This is a genomic window from Nostoc sp., from assembly GCF_036917465.1.
Taxonomy (GTDB): Bacteria; Cyanobacteriota; Cyanobacteriia; order Cyanobacteriales; family Nostocaceae; genus Nostoc.
This window is the reverse complement of record NZ_JBALDL010000086.1, coordinates 172,481-188,185: the sequence shown is the minus strand read 5'-3', so window position 1 is coordinate 188,185 and position 15,705 is coordinate 172,481. Positions and strand designations below refer to the sequence as shown.

The window sequence follows — 15,705 nt, the reverse complement described above, 5'->3', positions numbered from 1 at the left end:
CCTTGGCCGTTGGGGAGCTCCAAAAGAAATTGCTGGTGCTGTCGTTTTCTTTGCTTCTCCATCTGCATCATATATATCACTGGTCAAATTTTAGCGGTTAAGGGTGGATACCTCGCCCATTTTTAACATCTATGCCAATTCTGCTTTTTAGCGTTAATACTTTTAGAGAGATTTTATCTCTAGCCTGTTGATAGACGCTGTAAAATTAGATGATTACGTTCAGTTAATCTAGCGTTCCAGTTAGGTTCAACTACAATTGTGCTAATTTTTTCAACAACGATCGCAGGGCCATTAATAATATCTTCTGGCTCTAAATATTCTCGTCGATAAACAGGCGTATTATACCATCTATCAGCAGTAAACATCCTTACTATCTCAACAGATGCAGGAGCTTCATTTAAAGGGCGAGTACGAATAATTAAAGGTTCTTCTGGAGTCTCCATTTTCTGAATTACCTCTACTGAGACTGATTCCACAATTAAAGTTTTCTCTAATTGTATGAAACCATAACGATATTGATGTTCAACCTCAAATTTTTGTCGCATCAGTAGCACATCATCGACAAAGCTAATGGTTAAAGTAGAGTTAGTTCCTTCATATTTTAAGTTGACTTTTTGGACTATTTCTGGTGTGATATTATCTTCATTTATTTCAGCTTTAGCTTGAGTCTCTAAATATTCCATTAACTGGTGTAATTTAGGGATTAATGCTTGGGTTAAAGGCTGTTCTACTCCTCCTTCTCTAATTGCCCGGACATCAGCTAATCCCATTCCATAAGCGGAAAGAACACCAGCATAAGGGTGAAGGAATATCTTTTTCATTCCCAAGGTATTGGCAATTAAACAAGCAACTTGTCCGCCTGCGCCGCCAAAACAACAAAGCACATATTGGCTGACATCATAACCCCGTTGCAGACTGATTTTTTTAATTGCGTTTGCCATATTTTCCACTGCGATCGCAATAAATCCAGCCGCTACCTGTTCGGGAGTACAATCATTGAATGTCACGGCTTGAATATCTTGGGCTAATTGGGTAAATTGCTGAATGACTGTATCTTTATCTAAAGGTAAATTGCCATCAATTCCAAAAACCGATGGAAAATATTGCGGGTGAATTTTACCTAACATCACATTGGCATCAGTAACCGCTAATGGCCCGCCACGGCGATAACAAGCAGGCCCAGGATTTGAACCAGCAGATTGAGGGCCGACACGATAACTAGAACCATCAAAAAAGAGAATTGAACCGCCTCCAGCTGCAATGGTATTAATTGCTAATACGGGAACTCGCATCCGCGCCCCAGCAATTTCTGAATCTAGTTGTCGTTCATACTCTTCTTTAAAGTGAGCAACATCTGTACTTGTCCCTCCCATATCAAAGGTAATAACTGAGTCAAAACCTGCTCTTTTACTAGTTTGAACTGCGCCGACAATACCACCAGCCGGGCCACTTAAAATACTATCTTTGCCTTGAAATTGTTCGGCTGCAACTAAACCCCCGTCAGATTTCATAAACATTAATTTTACTCCAGGTAACTGACTCGCTATCTGGTTGACATAGCGACGGAGAATAGGTGTTAAATAAGCATCGACTACTGTTGTATCTCCTCGGCTAACTAATTTCATTAACGGACTAACTTGATGAGATACAGATATTTGTTGAAAGCCAATTTTTTGCGCGATTTTGGCTATTTGTTGTTCGTGATTTGGGTAGCGATCGCTGTGCATAAAAACAATAGCACAACTCCGAATTCCTGTGTTGTACACTTCTTCTAAGTCATTCCTGGCTTGTTGAATATTTACAGGTATTAATTCATTGCCATGAGCATCATAACGTTCGTCAATCTCAACTACCTGTTCATAAAGCATGGTTGGTAAAACTATATGACGAGCAAAGATGTTAGGACGATTTTGATAGCCAATTCGCAGCGCATCTTTAAACCCTTTGGTGATGAGAAGAACGACGCGATCGCCTTTCCTTTCTAACAGTGCATTTGTTGCTACTGTTGTCCCCATTTTTACTACTTCTATCGCTTCAGTAGGAATGGGTTGATTGCTGGAAATATCTATAATATCCCGTATACCTTGAATGGCTGCATCTTGATATTGTTCGGGATTTTCTGAAAGTAGTTTGTAGACTATAATCCATTGCCTTTGAGGTAGAGTCACAATTAAAAAACGTTCAGTATATTTTGATAGTCTATCTATAATTGCCTGATTATCAGTAACGGCAACAATATCTGTGAATGTACCACCGCGATCGGCAAAAACTTTTAACATGATTCTGTTTCTTCAACGCTATACAGGTAGGATAACAATGGTATCGAGAGTATTTATCCTTCAGGTGTGGAATATTTTTCTACAAGCGTGGAATTTTATATATACTCAATATCATCATTTCAGTTAGAAACATAAATCTTATATTGTCCATTGCCATTTATGCTGTTGTGCATTCCATTTTACGGCGACTATTTCTGTTGGGGGATTGATGCGATCGCCATTTTTTTCAAATTGGATAATTCCTGTAACTCCTTTCACTTGTTTTTTGCATTCTTTGAAATATTTATTCATGTGTATCAGTAAAGATTGACTATCGGAAATATAAAATTGTTCTAAAATTCGGAATATTATTAACACTGAATCGAAAGCTGTTGCACTACGCCATGTTAGTTTTCCTTCTCCCCATAATTGCTCTCCTAGTTGACAAAATCTTTGTCCTAGCTGATTTTCGCTATTGCAACCATTTGTTTTACTTTGCCAATGCCAAGGAACACAGGCTATAATTTGACACTCGTTTTGATTCACCAAATTATACTGGCTTTGCTCATGAATCCAATGTAAAACATTCTCATGATAAAAAGTAGCTGAACCAGCTATCAGACAGTCATTGATTTTTAATCTACTAATTAATCCAGCATTATCGAGGGAATTAGGTTCAATTCCTCCATCAGGAATTATGATAATAATATCAACGCCATTCTGTTTAATATCTTCTAGATAAGCTTGAATGTGATAATAGTTTTCGCTGATATAACTACATTCTTTGAGAAAAATAAGCTGTTCACTATATTGCTCTAGATATTTCTTGATAGTATTTTTGTATGAAGTGCTATAACTACTATTTTTATTATAGATAATAGCTACTTTTTGATTATTTTTACCTGACAATCTTTCTGTTAAGTGATGAGCTAATTGTGTAGCATTTATGCTATCTTGAGTAGTCAGTCTAAAAAAGGATAAGCTTTCACCCCCAGATAAATGAGAAAGTTCATTAGAGGTACTACTAGAGTTGACTAAAATTAGTCCATTTTGAGAATATAACTGTAGTGCTTTTTTAGTCATTTCACTTGAATAGTGACCAATAATAGAAATCAGGTTTAATTGTGGCGCTAAATTGGCTAAATTCTCTGCTGTTTGGCTATATGGTGCATAGAGATTATTAGGATCGTTGACAATTAGAATCCTTAAGGCTATCCGACTATCAGTATTATTTAGAGTAAAAAGTTTGTCAGGTTTGATTTCATCTAAACTTATCTCTTTCTCTAGTGAAATTCTCTCAAAGCTTTGAAGATTTATTTGAAGTTGAATTTGAGCAATCCCACGTAAAATCTCAGATGCGACATGACCTTGATTATGATAAAATGGCACAACTACAGCTAAAGTATAAATATTAATATTTTTGTTTTTAAAAAGAGATTGTTTGTATTCAATTAAACAGTTATTAATATAAATTAAAACTTCTGGATTACCTATGCCATATATTTCTTTTTCTTTTTTCCAAGCCCAAATAAAGCACTTTAATGCTTGGTAGTAAAGTCCTTGTTGATAAAATTTATTAGCTTGAATTTGTAACTCAACAATATCTTGATTTGGGGGATAAAGAAAAATTTGTCTACCAAAACTACCTTGAAAGTTATCATTGTTTAATTGGGGAGCAGTCTGCAATTTATATCCGTTATTGGGATGAAGTAACAAATTAATAAGCTTAACCCACTTTCCAGCTATCTGCTCTTGGTCAATTTGCATCAATTCTGCTATTCTTGGATAAATATTATTACTCAGTCTGTCTCTAATTTGCTGATCGGATAAATTGAATATTTGAGCTATATGTTGTCGAGAATGTCCCAATAGAGATTGGCAAATTATTTCCTTGTCAAGTTCACTAATCTGCCTTCTATTTGAAGTTGTCTCTAATTTCTGAAAGAAAAGGTCAATATTAATATTTAGCTGTTCTATAACCTGTTGGCAGTTTGGACACGGCATAATTATCTATCATCCTTTTTCCAAAATGATAGTATAACTCCTAACTTTTACGATTCGATAGGTGTCGAACTAATTTCTATTCATGTTGATAATTAAATAGCTTGCTTCTTTAGCGGAATTACAACTATAAATTCTGTACCCTCTCCAGGAGTAGAAATACATTGTAATTTTCCCTGATGTTTTTGGGTAATAATCTGGTAACTAATAGATAAACCTAATCCCGTACCTTTGCCAACTGGTTTAGTAGTAAAGAATGTTTCAAATAACTGTTTTTGGATATTTTCTGGAATGCCTGTACCATTATCAACAATCCGAATAACTACCTGATTTTCACTAGTAATTTCAGTATAAATATGAATTTTGGGAGGAGATAGTGCTGCTTTTTTTGCTCCCCATGCACCATTTTCAACTGCCTCTTCTAAAGCATCGATCGCATTTGCTAGAAGATTCATAAATACCTGATTCAGTTGTCCAGCATAACATTCTACTAATGGCAAATCGCCGTATTTTTTGATGACTTCAATTGTTAGAGAGTTAGATTTTGCCTTTAAGCGATGTTCCAGAATCATTAATGTATTATCTATACCCTCATGGATATTCACAGCTTTCATCTCTGTCTCATCTAACCGGGAAAAGTTTCGCAGAGATAAAACAATTTCTGTGATTCTTTCGACACCGACTGTCATAGAAGTTAGCAAGTTGGGCAAGTCTGCTATCAGGAAATTTAAGTCGATCGCTTCTATTTGTTCTTTAATTTCAGTTACTGGCTTAGGATAGTTTTTCTGGTATAATTCCAGTAGTTTGAGTAAATCTTCGATATATTGATTGGCATAAGTGATATTGCCATAAATAAAGTTGACTGGGTTGTTGATTTCGTGCGCTACACCTGCTACCAACTGCCCTAAACTGGACATTTTTTCACTATGCACGAGTTGAGATGCTAACTCCTTTGCCTCTTGGCGCAGTTGTGCTTCTGAGTATCGCAATATCTGTTCTGCTTGTTTGCGCTGGGTAATATCGTGGAGAATGACTACATACTCTTGAAAATCCTGATGGGGCCTGTCTGAGATCGAAACTTCTAGGATTTTGTTTTTGCCATTGCGGAGTAAGGTTTGTTCGCTACGCTTTGTCCACTCGTCTGGATAGGAGACTAATGCAGTTAGCCATTTGTTGAGGTGATTTCCCCGTAACTCGGATGGGTTAACGCTAAAGAAAAATTCAGTGGCTGGATTCGCCTGCTGAATAATGCCTCGATCATCCACAACTAAAATACCATCTTGGGCAACAGTAAATAGGTGTTCGGCAGCTTCACGGGCTTCTGCGATCGCCACCACTTGCGGTAAACTTGTCCAACAAGCGATCGCTACTCCTACAAATGCTACCGTCATCAGTAGCGCCACAAATAGGTTTTCACCCGCCGCACTTGCCGCTTTATTAAGTTTGACACCAAATAACCAGCCAACTGTCACTGCGCTGCATAGTAAAAAAATCAGGATGCTCACCTGGAGAACTACTGAGTCCTTGATAATTACCACAGGGCGCGATTTATATCGCCGCATCCACCAACTGGGGTGGAAGGGAGGGAAGTTTACCCGGCGAATCACCGCATCTATTCCCATAACGCCAATGGGAAATAATAGCCCAATTAGCAAGTTGAGCCAACCCCAGGCAAATCCGCCCACCACTAGCACCACAACTTCTAACAGCAAAATGGCCAAAGATATGGGAGGGAACAAAACTTCCGGGCGATCGCGCCGCAGCCAAAGCCCCAAATGCAATAACATAAAGGAGACAAACCAGCCGACATTGCCAACGGCTACGATTCGCTCGACATCTCCCCAAATTAAATAGATTAGGCACAATACCAATGTTAAGGTCAGTGCTGGCACAAATACACCCCGACGTGACACAACAGAAAATACAGGTGAAATGTGTTTGTCTAAAGCCAACTGATACAAAATCCGAGGACAATTAGAAACCACTGTTGCCGAACCTAAAAGACAAGCAGCCACCAGCAAAAAAGAAACACTTATAGGTGCTGATTTTCCCCAAAAAGGTTGGGAAGCCGCCACAAGATTCAGAAAAGCATTGTCTGCGAGGCTAGAATCGGTTGCTAACCGCATCATTACCCAAGATCCCCCTAAAAAGATGGGTGGCATCATCCAAGCCGCAACATCTAAAAAGCGCAGCGTTTGCGAGGGTTGACGGCTATCGGCGACAAAAGAAGAAGCCGTTTCGCAACTGTAGGTAGCATAAGTGACAAAAAAGAACCACTTGGCCCAATCGACAAAGCTCAAAGATGACCAATTGGTAGGAAAAAATCCCGGACTAACATTAGAGAACGCTAACCAGCCCAAACCCTGTATACAGAAGGTCATTAGTAGCCCAAAGGCTGGAATTACAAAAAATAGATGTAAAATACTTAGGGCGCGAGTCCCACTAAACGCCACTATAAACGGCAACAGTGTAAAGCCAATATTCAGTAATATTTCTGGACAGGCAATACCCAGTGCCTCCAAATTCACCTTAATTAAATCTTTGAGAACGATGGTATTAACTGACAGGTAGGAAACCCAGTTGAGGAGGTATCCAATAGCGGCATAACAAGCTATTCCTGGGTAGTTTTGCAGCAGCTTAGTAGCATAATTAGGCGTTCCTCCAGCCACGTTAACAAAATGTATACCCAAACGTTTTACCTGGTAGTTGAGCAGCATTCCGAAAATCACCGCAGGTATCCAGACAAAAATAGCTTGGGAACCGAGAGCAGCATGAATTGCCGGAACCAATGCTGTCCAGGAAATATGAGCCGTTAAACCGAAGCCCCAACTTTCAACAGCACTCAGGCTTCTAGTCAAGCGAGGGTAAGAAGACTGGCCCAAAGTAAGATCAGCAGGATGGGACATGATTGGCAGTGCTGGATGGGATACTGTAATTAAGCTTATTAGCTAGAGTTCCCATCTTCTAAGTGTTCTGAACAGAGACTTTTTGCTCGGAATCAAAACATATTTACAACATCAGCATTTTTTGACGGTACAGCTTCAGTAACCTATAGACATCTCCAGAAAAGATTTTGTTACCTTAAATTTACATAAAAATATCACGGAAATTAAGCCTCTCTCCGCTTGCCTAACGGCAGGCTAACGCCAACGGGGAGAGGTCTTAATTGATTTCTGGAGATGTCTTATCTTTACTCCCACTCCATACTTTCAGGAAGCTTCTTATTAAGAAAGCGATCCATGCAGCGCTCCGCTAAAGCCGCGATGGTTAGTGATGGGTTAGTGCAGGCAGTCGAACCAGGAATCAAAGAACCATCAACAACAAATAAGTTAGAATAGCCGTGGACTTTACCGTAAGTGTTGCATACAGCACCTATCGTTGCACCACCAAGAGGATGCGCTGTAGCACTAAAGTCAAGTGGAGCGCCAAAAGTAGTACCATTAGCTTGATTTAGCCGTTGGTAAGTATACTGATTAGCTTGAGTAATTTTTTGATTGTTGGCTGAGTCTTTCGGCCAGAACAGATTAGCTGATTGCGTAGAAGTATTGTAAGTCAGATAGCCCTCTGGCTTGACGATCGCAAGGCTCAGAGGAGCTAACACCCCTTGGGGAACTATGGGAAAAGGAAGTTGCTCGATAACTAATGGAGCGATGGGATTGTCAAAGTCTTCAATTACTACCGATGCTGGCCCGCCCAGTGTGGCATTAGTTTGACCAGAGGTGACAATCGCACTTATTCCATCACCGTTAGTTCCCCACAATTTTCCGACTTGATTGTTCAAGCGGCGCAATGTCCCATTCTGCTTGGCACGCAAAAGCAATTCAGTAGTGCCAATGGAACCGGCTGCTAAAAATAGATAGCGACAGATAAAGGATTTTTTGGACAGTACAACTCCGCGCTCATCGATTTGATTGCAGGTAACTCGGTAACGCCCAGCATGGTATTCTTCGATTGTGTTTACTACATGTAAGGGTCGGATTTCCACCTTTTTAGTAGCTTCTGCCATGCTGAGATAATTTCGATCTAAACTATTTTTTGCACCACTATTAAGCCCATAGTAAACTTGACCTGCGATCGCTGAAGGAACCTTCTTACCCGCAATTTCTTGGCGAACGATATCCCAATCAACAGCGACATCAAGCTTCCTAGCTCTTAAACCAGCTTTGGCTGCTTGCTCTAATAAAATGCAGCTTGCCAAATAGTAGTCAGTCTGTAAAATATCATCCGGTATAGGAGATGGTTTGATGATGGAACGCACTCTTGGATAGTAAACTTTATCCAGTTCCTCATATTTGATACTGCGTGGAAAAACCTGATAAAAAAGTTCTTTAGTTGGCTGATAACTGACAGCATTGTAGACTAGCGAACCGCCTCCTACCCCCGCCCCACGATAAGCAATAATACCATCGCCTACCTTAACATCAAGAACACCAGTATAAATATCAATCGGAACTTTGTTGAATATAACTGTAGTCGGACTTAACCAAGTAGACCGACCATCTGGGTTTTGATATGTGGAGAAAGTATTACCTGCATTGGTTATTGGCCATCGTCGTCCTCGCTCCAATACTATGGTTTGAATTCCAGCTTCACCAAGGCGTAATGCTGCAACTGCTCCACCAAAACCGCTACCAATCACCAGCGCTTCTACACATTCTTCACCACGATAGGTAGCAGAAGCAATGTTAGGCACAGCTATGCTTGCAGTTGCTGCCAGTGTTGCCTGAATAAATTGACGACGTTTAATTACGCCTGACATAATTGATTTCCTGTACGAGTTGATTATGCACTGACACGTTGACATACCAGTTGAAATAACTAGCTGCGATTGATGTCTTCAAGGAATTACAGAAGTAACTTAAAAATCTCGACCACCTGGTTATGGCAACTTCTGTTACACTCGTTGCACAATCCCAAAAATATCAGTATCAAAAATAGTTGATCTGCCAAATTGCCAAAAACTTGTTTTGTCTATTTCAAAACTTCCAGATAAAAATATCCAATTACTGATTGCGGGGTAGTTGTCTCACCCGCCTGTAACACTTCACGGTATTCTTGATCAAGCGTCAGCGAACTTTAAAAAAGCATGGGTGGCAAATTAATTGTATTTGAAGGGGTGGAAGGCTGCGGCAAAACCAGCCAAATGCAGCTTTGTTGTCAGTGGTTAGAAAGTCTGGGTGTTTCTCTGGTGGTAACTCGTGAACCAGGGGGAACGGAGTTAGGCTTACATCTTCGCCGCTTGCTACTAGAGAAGGCAGAGGATAAGCCAGTTGCTGAAGTGACAGAACTTTTATTGTATGCTGCTGACCGATCGCAACACGTTGAACAAGAACTCAAACCAAATCTCGCAGCAGGAAAATATATTTTATGCGATCGCTATACTGACTCTACCATTGCCTACCAAGGATATGGTCGTGGTTTGAACATGAGTTTAATCCATCAGCTTAACTATATTGCCACTGCTGGTTTAGAGAGTGACTTAACTATTTGGTTAGATGTCGATGTCGAAGTCGGACTAGCCCGCAAACGGGGAGATGGAATCGGATTAGACCGCATTGAACAAGAAACGATCGCTTTTCATCAGCGCGTTCAGCAAGGATACGCAGAGTTAGCAGCATCCCATCCCTCAAGAATTATGCGGGTAGATGGCAGCTTGAGTAAAGAAGCTGTAAAACGTGCAATTCAAGAAATTTTGCGCGTACACCTGCACTTACCGAGTTAGGACAAAAATAAACCTATTTTTATAAAAGTTCCTGCACTAAACTCCAACAACTTTTCACTACTTCCCTTTTTTCTCATCTAGTGCTTTCTGAATAGCTTCTCTACAGAATTCAGGAGGGTCGTCTTGTTGCTGCACTTTCTCTTTCATTGTCTTAGAGGATGAATGAACTAGTCATCTTGTCGGTATAAAAAGTTTTAGATCCCCCTAAATCCACGCCACGTGCTTCAAGTCGGCAGAGCCGCCCAACGCAGTGGCTCCCCTTAAAAAGGGGGACTTTGACTCCGGTTCCCCCCTTTTTAAGGGGGGATAGGGGGGATCTAAAAGTGCCTAAAATCACAGTGAAATACTTGTTCATTCAACCTCTTAGTGATGTGTAAATTTAATCTTTCGGTTAATGGTTCTTCTCTGTCTGTAGCGAACGGTTTTAGATTCTCTGGCTTGCCCTTGTTCTTGGTCATTTGTATAGAAATATAAATAATAATCGGCACTTACCCAAAGTATGAATGATACGATATTCGGGGAACTAATGGCGATCGCAGCTACTGCCAACACGATCAATCGCCTCGCCAACGGCTATCAAATTCCGGTATACGAGAGATTAAAGACGTAGGAGTGTAGCCTTATCCATCCCTACTTCAGATCGGGTTCAGCAGGATTATTAACTATGCCAAAGATTCAGATAAACGGGATTGATTTGTTTTACGACATTAAGGGAACAGGTGAGCCTTTGCTATTAATAGCTGGCTTCCTTTGCGATCATGCCTATTGGTCACTGCTCATGCCATCGCTGGTTTCGCAATATCAAGTGATTCGCTTAGACAACCGAGGTATGGGGCGAAGTTCTGCTCCCGAAACCCCCTATAGTCTGAAACAGATGGCTAATGACGTTGCAGCATTGCTCGATTATCTTGCGATCGAGAAGGTACATCTAGCAGGTCATTCAATGGGTGGTCAAATAGCGCAAGAGTTAGTATTAGCACATCCCGAAAAAGTAAAAAGTCTGATGCTACTTTCATCGTTGGCTAAGGGTGATGGATTATTTAACAGCATCATTGAGACTTGGGGCGATCTCTGCGCTAATGTAGACTTAAAACTTTACGAAAAAGTCCTCTTACCCTGGATATTTACAGATACCTTCTACTCGATTCCTGGAATGATTGAAGGTCTAATCGAATTTGCAATCAGATATCCTTTCCCACCAGCAACTCATTCACTCCATCATCACAGCCGAGCCATTCTTGACTTTGACACAACAGACCGCCTTCAACAAATTCATTGTCCTACCCTAGTTCTAGTTGGGAAACAAGACATTCTTACCCCGCTAAAGTTTTCTCAGCAACTTGTCCAAGGCATTTCTAACGCTGAACTAGTAGTCCTCGACTGTGGTGGTCATGGCTTCTTAGTTGAGTCGCCGGATATGGTGATTTCAGCCATGCTTAACTTCCTACGAAAATTGAAGCCAGCTTACATTATGTAATTAATAAAACTGGTTTTATAGACATATTTATTGGTATGGCTACAGACTATAGGAATCATATTTGATTATTGAAAAAATACAAGTATCTGTAGGGTGTGTTAGACGGAACAACGCACCATAAGCTGGCGGGCTACGCTAATGCTCAAGTCGGGAAACCCGCCCACGCGACTAGCTCCCCTACGTGGATTTCAAAAATCAAATACTAGTTCTATATAACTCTATAGCCACTTTAAGTAAGTGGGTCAAATTAAATATAAAACCTCACCCTGCCTCCGGCTTCCCTCTCCTTACTAAGGCTATGGTGTACACACAAGTTATCGAATCACTACCAGTTCTTGAATTACCCCACCCTAACCCTCCCCTTAGAAAGGCTACGGTGTACACACATCTTTGTACAAACCCAAAATCGTTGGAGATCCCCCTAAATCCACGCCACATGCTCCACTTGGGGAAACCCCAAGACCGCAGTGGCTCCCCTTAAAAAGGGGGACTTTAAGAGACTTTTGCCCCCCAATTTATCGGGGGGTTGGGGGGATCAAAAGCCTATGAGGCCACTCTCAAAGACTTGTGTGTACACCGTAGCCTTAGAAAGGTGAGGAAAAGAAATTCTCTTGTTTCCCACCTTTCCAAGGGGGGATTAAGGGGGGTAATTAGAACCGTAGCCTTACTAAGGAAAGGGATTGAGGGTGAGGTTTGAGCTTATATTTAATTAAGCCTACCTACTTATTTATCCTTTATTAAATTAGAAAATAGCTTCTGCCAATCGATAGAGCTAACAGTATTGTCTGCCTGTTTTACCTCAAAGGTAACATTAGAAGCTTTCGCTAATTTTAATGCTTGCACACAAAGTTCTGCCACATCCTCACGGCTGATTTTGCCCTTAATATTATCACCTTGCTCAAATATTAATTCCTTACCTCCTGATTCTTCAGTTAAAGCACAAGGTCTAATAATCGTATAAGGAATTTTGCTTTCTCTTAAACTATCTTCTCCCTTCAACTTCCAAGTTAAAATTCCTCCCAATTGGTCATTTAATTTCACTGCTGGCGGTTCTTCATCTAAATTAATCCCAGGGCGGCCGGGACGAGTCACGCCTGCTGAACTGACTAGGATAAATTGTGGTAAAGTTGTCCCGCCATAAGCTTTAATTGATTCCAACTCCAAAGTAAAACCACCAGGAGAAAATTTGGGATTTAAAGCACCATCGTGTTCAAATTTGCTCAACATCAGTTGGAATGAACAAATTCTATTATCCTCAAGTGGCGGTGCATCTTTGACAGTTTTTGCCCGAAAGACGGGAATCAAATCTGCAAAGGGAATATCAACATCTATCCAGGTACTAGCTACAGTATCGAAAGAATAGCTATACCCAATGCCATCCCATTTTGCCTCTGTCCGTAAGAATATTTTATAACGTTGACCGTCACCTTTGACGCGCAATTTTACACCTTTGCAACCGGATAAGTTGAAGGGTGGATCAAAATTCTTGGTTCTGATAGAAGCAAATCCACCAGAGTTAGCCGTGGAGACATTACCAGCAAACAAAGCTGCATTTTCTACTAATTGAATATTACTAGCACTCACCCCACCCATAACGACATCATCCAGCGCCCCCCAGTAATCCTTTAATTCTGCTGATGGCTTGGTGAAATCAAATATTACTTTTTCATTTGCTTGAGGTAGATATTTTGCAGCTGCTTGAACTAAGTTTTTGACACCTTGATATTCAACATTTTCTGGAGTGTCGCCAACAATTTCTGGATGGTAAAATTTAACACCTTGATAATATTTTGCTCTATCTGCTGTGTCTCCCTCAACTGGTTGTACGCGCACTGCTGTGCAACAAACTACAGCTTGGATATCAGCCATAACTACAGAAGTTAAGGTTTCTGGTTGAGTGATGTCCGCAACTGCTAAGTCTATATTGTTACCAATAATTGACCGCGCTTTGTCAATATCTCGAACTAGGGCGCGAACTTTATAACCTTGTTGGAGCGATCGCTGTACGACTCGTTTACCTACACCACCTGTTGCACCTGCTACTAATATTACACCCACGTTTCTTCCTCCATTGGGTCTATTTTGATTATCCTTAGGACGGCCTTTCCTTAACTGCTGTACCCAGTTAAGGAAAGGAATTACCTCAAAGTAAGTCAGGGTTTCGATAAACCTGCCTAAGTCCCATTGAGAACGATTTTTGTCAGTCATATTTGCGTCCTCATAACTTTCTTCAGTTTAGCCCAATAAGCTAGTACCTCACGGCGTAAATAAACCACCCATTTAAAATCGCTAGACACCCTACAAAATCAGCGTTCTTTCTTTTTACTTTTGCCTTGTTGTACTAGTTATGTTGTCTTTAAGCCAGTCCCCACACTTTAATAGTTTTGTTCCAACTGCAACTACTAACTAGATTCTGCCCATCTGAGCTAATGGCAAGACTTCTAATAAGATTAAGTTTTGCTAACGGCAGTTAGTTACTCTCTGTTTTTGCGACTGCCGTTACTCCAGACGTGTAGCACAATACTTGTTGATAACTCTGCATTAGAATATCAAAACATTTTTCACACATACTTCTTTATCTACCGAGTCTTTACAGGTTGTTTCAGGAGACATTTTTTCCTCCTGTTTTTCTAAGGCTTGACTATGATAAGAGGCAGAGGGGAAAGACTTACTACAACTTCTCCCCTGCCTATTTGGACATCTAGATTCTCACCGGCTGCTAAGTCCATCAGTAGTTCGCCCAGCCATCTCAGTAGGATGGATACAATAGAGCGCCATCTCCTCCGCACGACCCCAGGCATCAATCCAGGTGCGATTAATCGCGGGTGAAAGCGTTGGATTTTGGGTTTTTACAAATTGCATCACGCGATCGATGTCTTGCCCAAGAGTGATGTGTTCAGCAAGACCTGTCACAGTAACGCTGCGCCAATGCTTTTGATTGTGGACATCTTCAACTTGCAAACAAACTTCTGGATTCGCATCCATATACTTGGTCTTCATCCCAACCGTAGTAAAGATGTAGATGTTTGGCTCTTCAAAATAATAGCGCATAGGCACAACATAAGGATGTCCTTCAATAGCACAACCTAAGTGTCCATATCCTACTTTCTGCAAGAGTTCATGTATCTCTTTTGTGCCCATTTCATCGATATCTAACATTGTCATTCTCCAGAATAAATATTTAATTGATTAATCTAGTCACAAATATGTTGTTGACATTTTGCCTACTTTCATCCTAACTATTCCGAGGGTATGGATAGCAAAAAATATCCCCCTTGTAAATCTACATAAGCAAATCAAATGAGTTGTTTGATAGTGTTTCAAAAATGGTGATAATAACTGAGATATGCCTTTTCTAACTGCTTTTAAAGACTTAGTTCTCCATTTCTAGAGACTTGACCCAAAATCCGTTAAGCGATCGCTGTCGCAGACGGCAAGCCGTTCGCAGATGAGGACTGTTGGGAAATCGCTAAACAAGTAAGCACAGCAAGTAACTCATCAAAATCCAGGGGTTTGGTGAACCAAATATCAACAAGAGGTCAAAAAGCACTTTTGCACTCTTGTTAATTTTCTACACCATGACATAGTGTTGTTTGATTTCTAGGGTTATTTGTTTGATTACAATATAAAAAGTAAGAAAAATGTCAGATATAAATTTACTTTTTTCTAGGATAGTAACTGTTACCCATCAGGCAACAGCAAACCCTGTATATTGTCGAACTTTAGGATGACGAAATCCAAGAACTATATCACTTTTAGAAACACCAGCACCCGTCAAATCATTTGCTATCCCCTCTTCAGTATCGTCATACTGAATCCAGATTTTATCGCCAATTAAACTCAGGTGAATAGGGGTAGAGTGAAGGTAACGATCGCCATTCCACCCAATGTCTAAAACTAAATATTGTCCTCGCTCATCATCAAATATAACTTGAGAGTTATAGGCATCAAGAAGAGAAGCACGATAATCTGCGTGACTTTGGAGTATGTTCTTAATGATTTCTCGATATCCTATTCGGGTATCCATTGAACAATAACCTCACTTTCATCATCAAAAACAATTAATTTGACAATCTGATTTGTAAGTAAAATCTGTCCTAATTCTATGGTAAATACACTGTTAAAGGTTAAGCGAGAAACTGCAAGATAGATATCTCGCTCGATCCCTGTCTCATTGAGAATTTGGCGATATAGGATATATTGCCCTAAAGCCTGTTCTAAATCTTTTACATCAGATGTTCATGTGC

10 protein-coding genes and 1 pseudogene are annotated in these 15,705 nt (G+C 40.3%); 2 read left to right on the top strand and 9 right to left on the bottom strand.

Annotation, left to right across the window (positions count from 1 at the left end):
• Nucleotides 1-179: 179 nt before the first annotated feature.
• From V7K38_RS21930 to V7K38_RS21915, 4 genes are all read right to left on the bottom strand, one after another.
• Nucleotides 180-2,279, bottom strand: coding sequence for a hydantoinase/oxoprolinase family protein (locus V7K38_RS21930; RefSeq protein ID WP_334860581.1), 2,100 nt, complete (start codon nt 2,277-2,279; stop codon nt 180-182).
• A 138-nt stretch (nt 2,280-2,417) separates the two neighbouring features.
• The gene (locus V7K38_RS21925; protein WP_334860580.1) at nt 2,418-4,025 is read right to left on the bottom strand and encodes an ABC transporter substrate-binding protein; all 1,608 of its coding nucleotides are present in this window, start codon (nt 4,023-4,025) and stop codon (nt 2,418-2,420) included.
• Nucleotides 4,026-4,354: 329 nt separating this feature from the next.
• Nucleotides 4,355-7,165 (bottom strand): ATP-binding protein, encoded by a 2,811-nt coding sequence (locus V7K38_RS21920; protein ID WP_334860579.1) that lies wholly within the window; start codon nt 7,163-7,165, stop codon nt 4,355-4,357.
• Nucleotides 7,166-7,449: 284 nt separating this feature from the next.
• Nucleotides 7,450-9,018 (bottom strand): GMC oxidoreductase, encoded by a 1,569-nt coding sequence (locus tag V7K38_RS21915; protein ID WP_334860577.1) that lies wholly within the window; start codon nt 9,016-9,018, stop codon nt 7,450-7,452.
• A gap of 327 nt (nt 9,019-9,345) precedes the next feature.
• On the opposite strand from V7K38_RS21915, the gene tmk reads away from it, so the two are divergent.
• Complete coding sequence (gene tmk / locus V7K38_RS21910) at nt 9,346-9,981, top strand: dTMP kinase (protein ID WP_334860575.1); 636 nt, start codon at nt 9,346-9,348, stop codon at nt 9,979-9,981.
• A 664-nt stretch (nt 9,982-10,645) separates the two neighbouring features.
• Nucleotides 10,646-11,458 carry an alpha/beta fold hydrolase gene (locus V7K38_RS21905; RefSeq protein WP_334860573.1) on the top strand — a complete coding sequence of 271 codons (813 nt, stop codon included), beginning with the start codon at nt 10,646-10,648 and terminating at the stop codon, nt 11,456-11,458.
• A 723-nt stretch (nt 11,459-12,181) separates the two neighbouring features.
• Here the strand turns inward: V7K38_RS21905 and V7K38_RS21900 are convergent.
• The 5 genes and pseudogenes from V7K38_RS21900 to V7K38_RS29710 form a co-directional block, all read right to left on the bottom strand.
• Nucleotides 12,182-13,666, bottom strand: a complete 1,485-nt coding sequence (locus V7K38_RS21900) for a CIA30 family protein (protein ID WP_334860571.1) — start codon at nt 13,664-13,666, stop codon at nt 12,182-12,184.
• Nucleotides 13,667-13,814: 148 nt separating this feature from the next.
• Nucleotides 13,815-13,904 carry a hypothetical protein gene (locus V7K38_RS29715; RefSeq protein ID WP_442940792.1) on the bottom strand — a complete coding sequence of 30 codons (90 nt, stop codon included), beginning with the start codon at nt 13,902-13,904 and terminating at the stop codon, nt 13,815-13,817.
• Nucleotides 13,905-14,167: 263 nt separating this feature from the next.
• Entirely contained in the window at nt 14,168-14,617 is a 450-nt protein-coding gene (locus tag V7K38_RS21895) for a pyridoxamine 5'-phosphate oxidase family protein (RefSeq protein ID WP_334860569.1), read from the bottom strand.
• A 529-nt stretch (nt 14,618-15,146) separates the two neighbouring features.
• Nucleotides 15,147-15,485, bottom strand: a complete 339-nt coding sequence (locus tag V7K38_RS21890; RefSeq protein ID WP_334860567.1) for a XisI protein — start codon at nt 15,483-15,485, stop codon at nt 15,147-15,149.
• Nucleotides 15,470-15,682 (bottom strand): annotated as a pseudogene (locus tag V7K38_RS29710) (element excision factor XisH family protein); the annotation flags it as partial. The gene V7K38_RS21890 and the pseudogene V7K38_RS29710, both read right to left, overlap by 16 nt.
• Between the last annotated feature and the right edge of the window lie 23 nt (nt 15,683-15,705).

Coding starts and splice junctions, on each gene's coding strand:
- V7K38_RS21920 (WP_334860579.1), bottom strand. CDS start 7,165: ATGTCCCATCCTGCTGATCTTACTTTGGGCCAGTCTTCTTACCCTCGC.
- tmk (WP_334860575.1), top strand. CDS start 9,346: ATGGGTGGCAAATTAATTGTATTTGAAGGGGTGGAAGGCTGCGGCAAA.
- V7K38_RS21925 (WP_334860580.1), bottom strand. CDS start 4,025: ATGCAAATTGACCAAGAGCAGATAGCTGGAAAGTGGGTTAAGCTTATT.
- V7K38_RS21930 (WP_334860581.1), bottom strand. CDS start 2,279: ATGTTAAAAGTTTTTGCCGATCGCGGTGGTACATTCACAGATATTGTT.
- V7K38_RS21895 (WP_334860569.1), bottom strand. CDS start 14,617: ATGTTAGATATCGATGAAATGGGCACAAAAGAGATACATGAACTCTTG.
- V7K38_RS21905 (WP_334860573.1), top strand. CDS start 10,646: ATGCCAAAGATTCAGATAAACGGGATTGATTTGTTTTACGACATTAAG.
- V7K38_RS21890 (WP_334860567.1), bottom strand. CDS start 15,485: ATGGATACCCGAATAGGATATCGAGAAATCATTAAGAACATACTCCAA.
- V7K38_RS21900 (WP_334860571.1), bottom strand. CDS start 13,666: ATGACTGACAAAAATCGTTCTCAATGGGACTTAGGCAGGTTTATCGAA.
- V7K38_RS21915 (WP_334860577.1), bottom strand. CDS start 9,018: ATGTCAGGCGTAATTAAACGTCGTCAATTTATTCAGGCAACACTGGCA.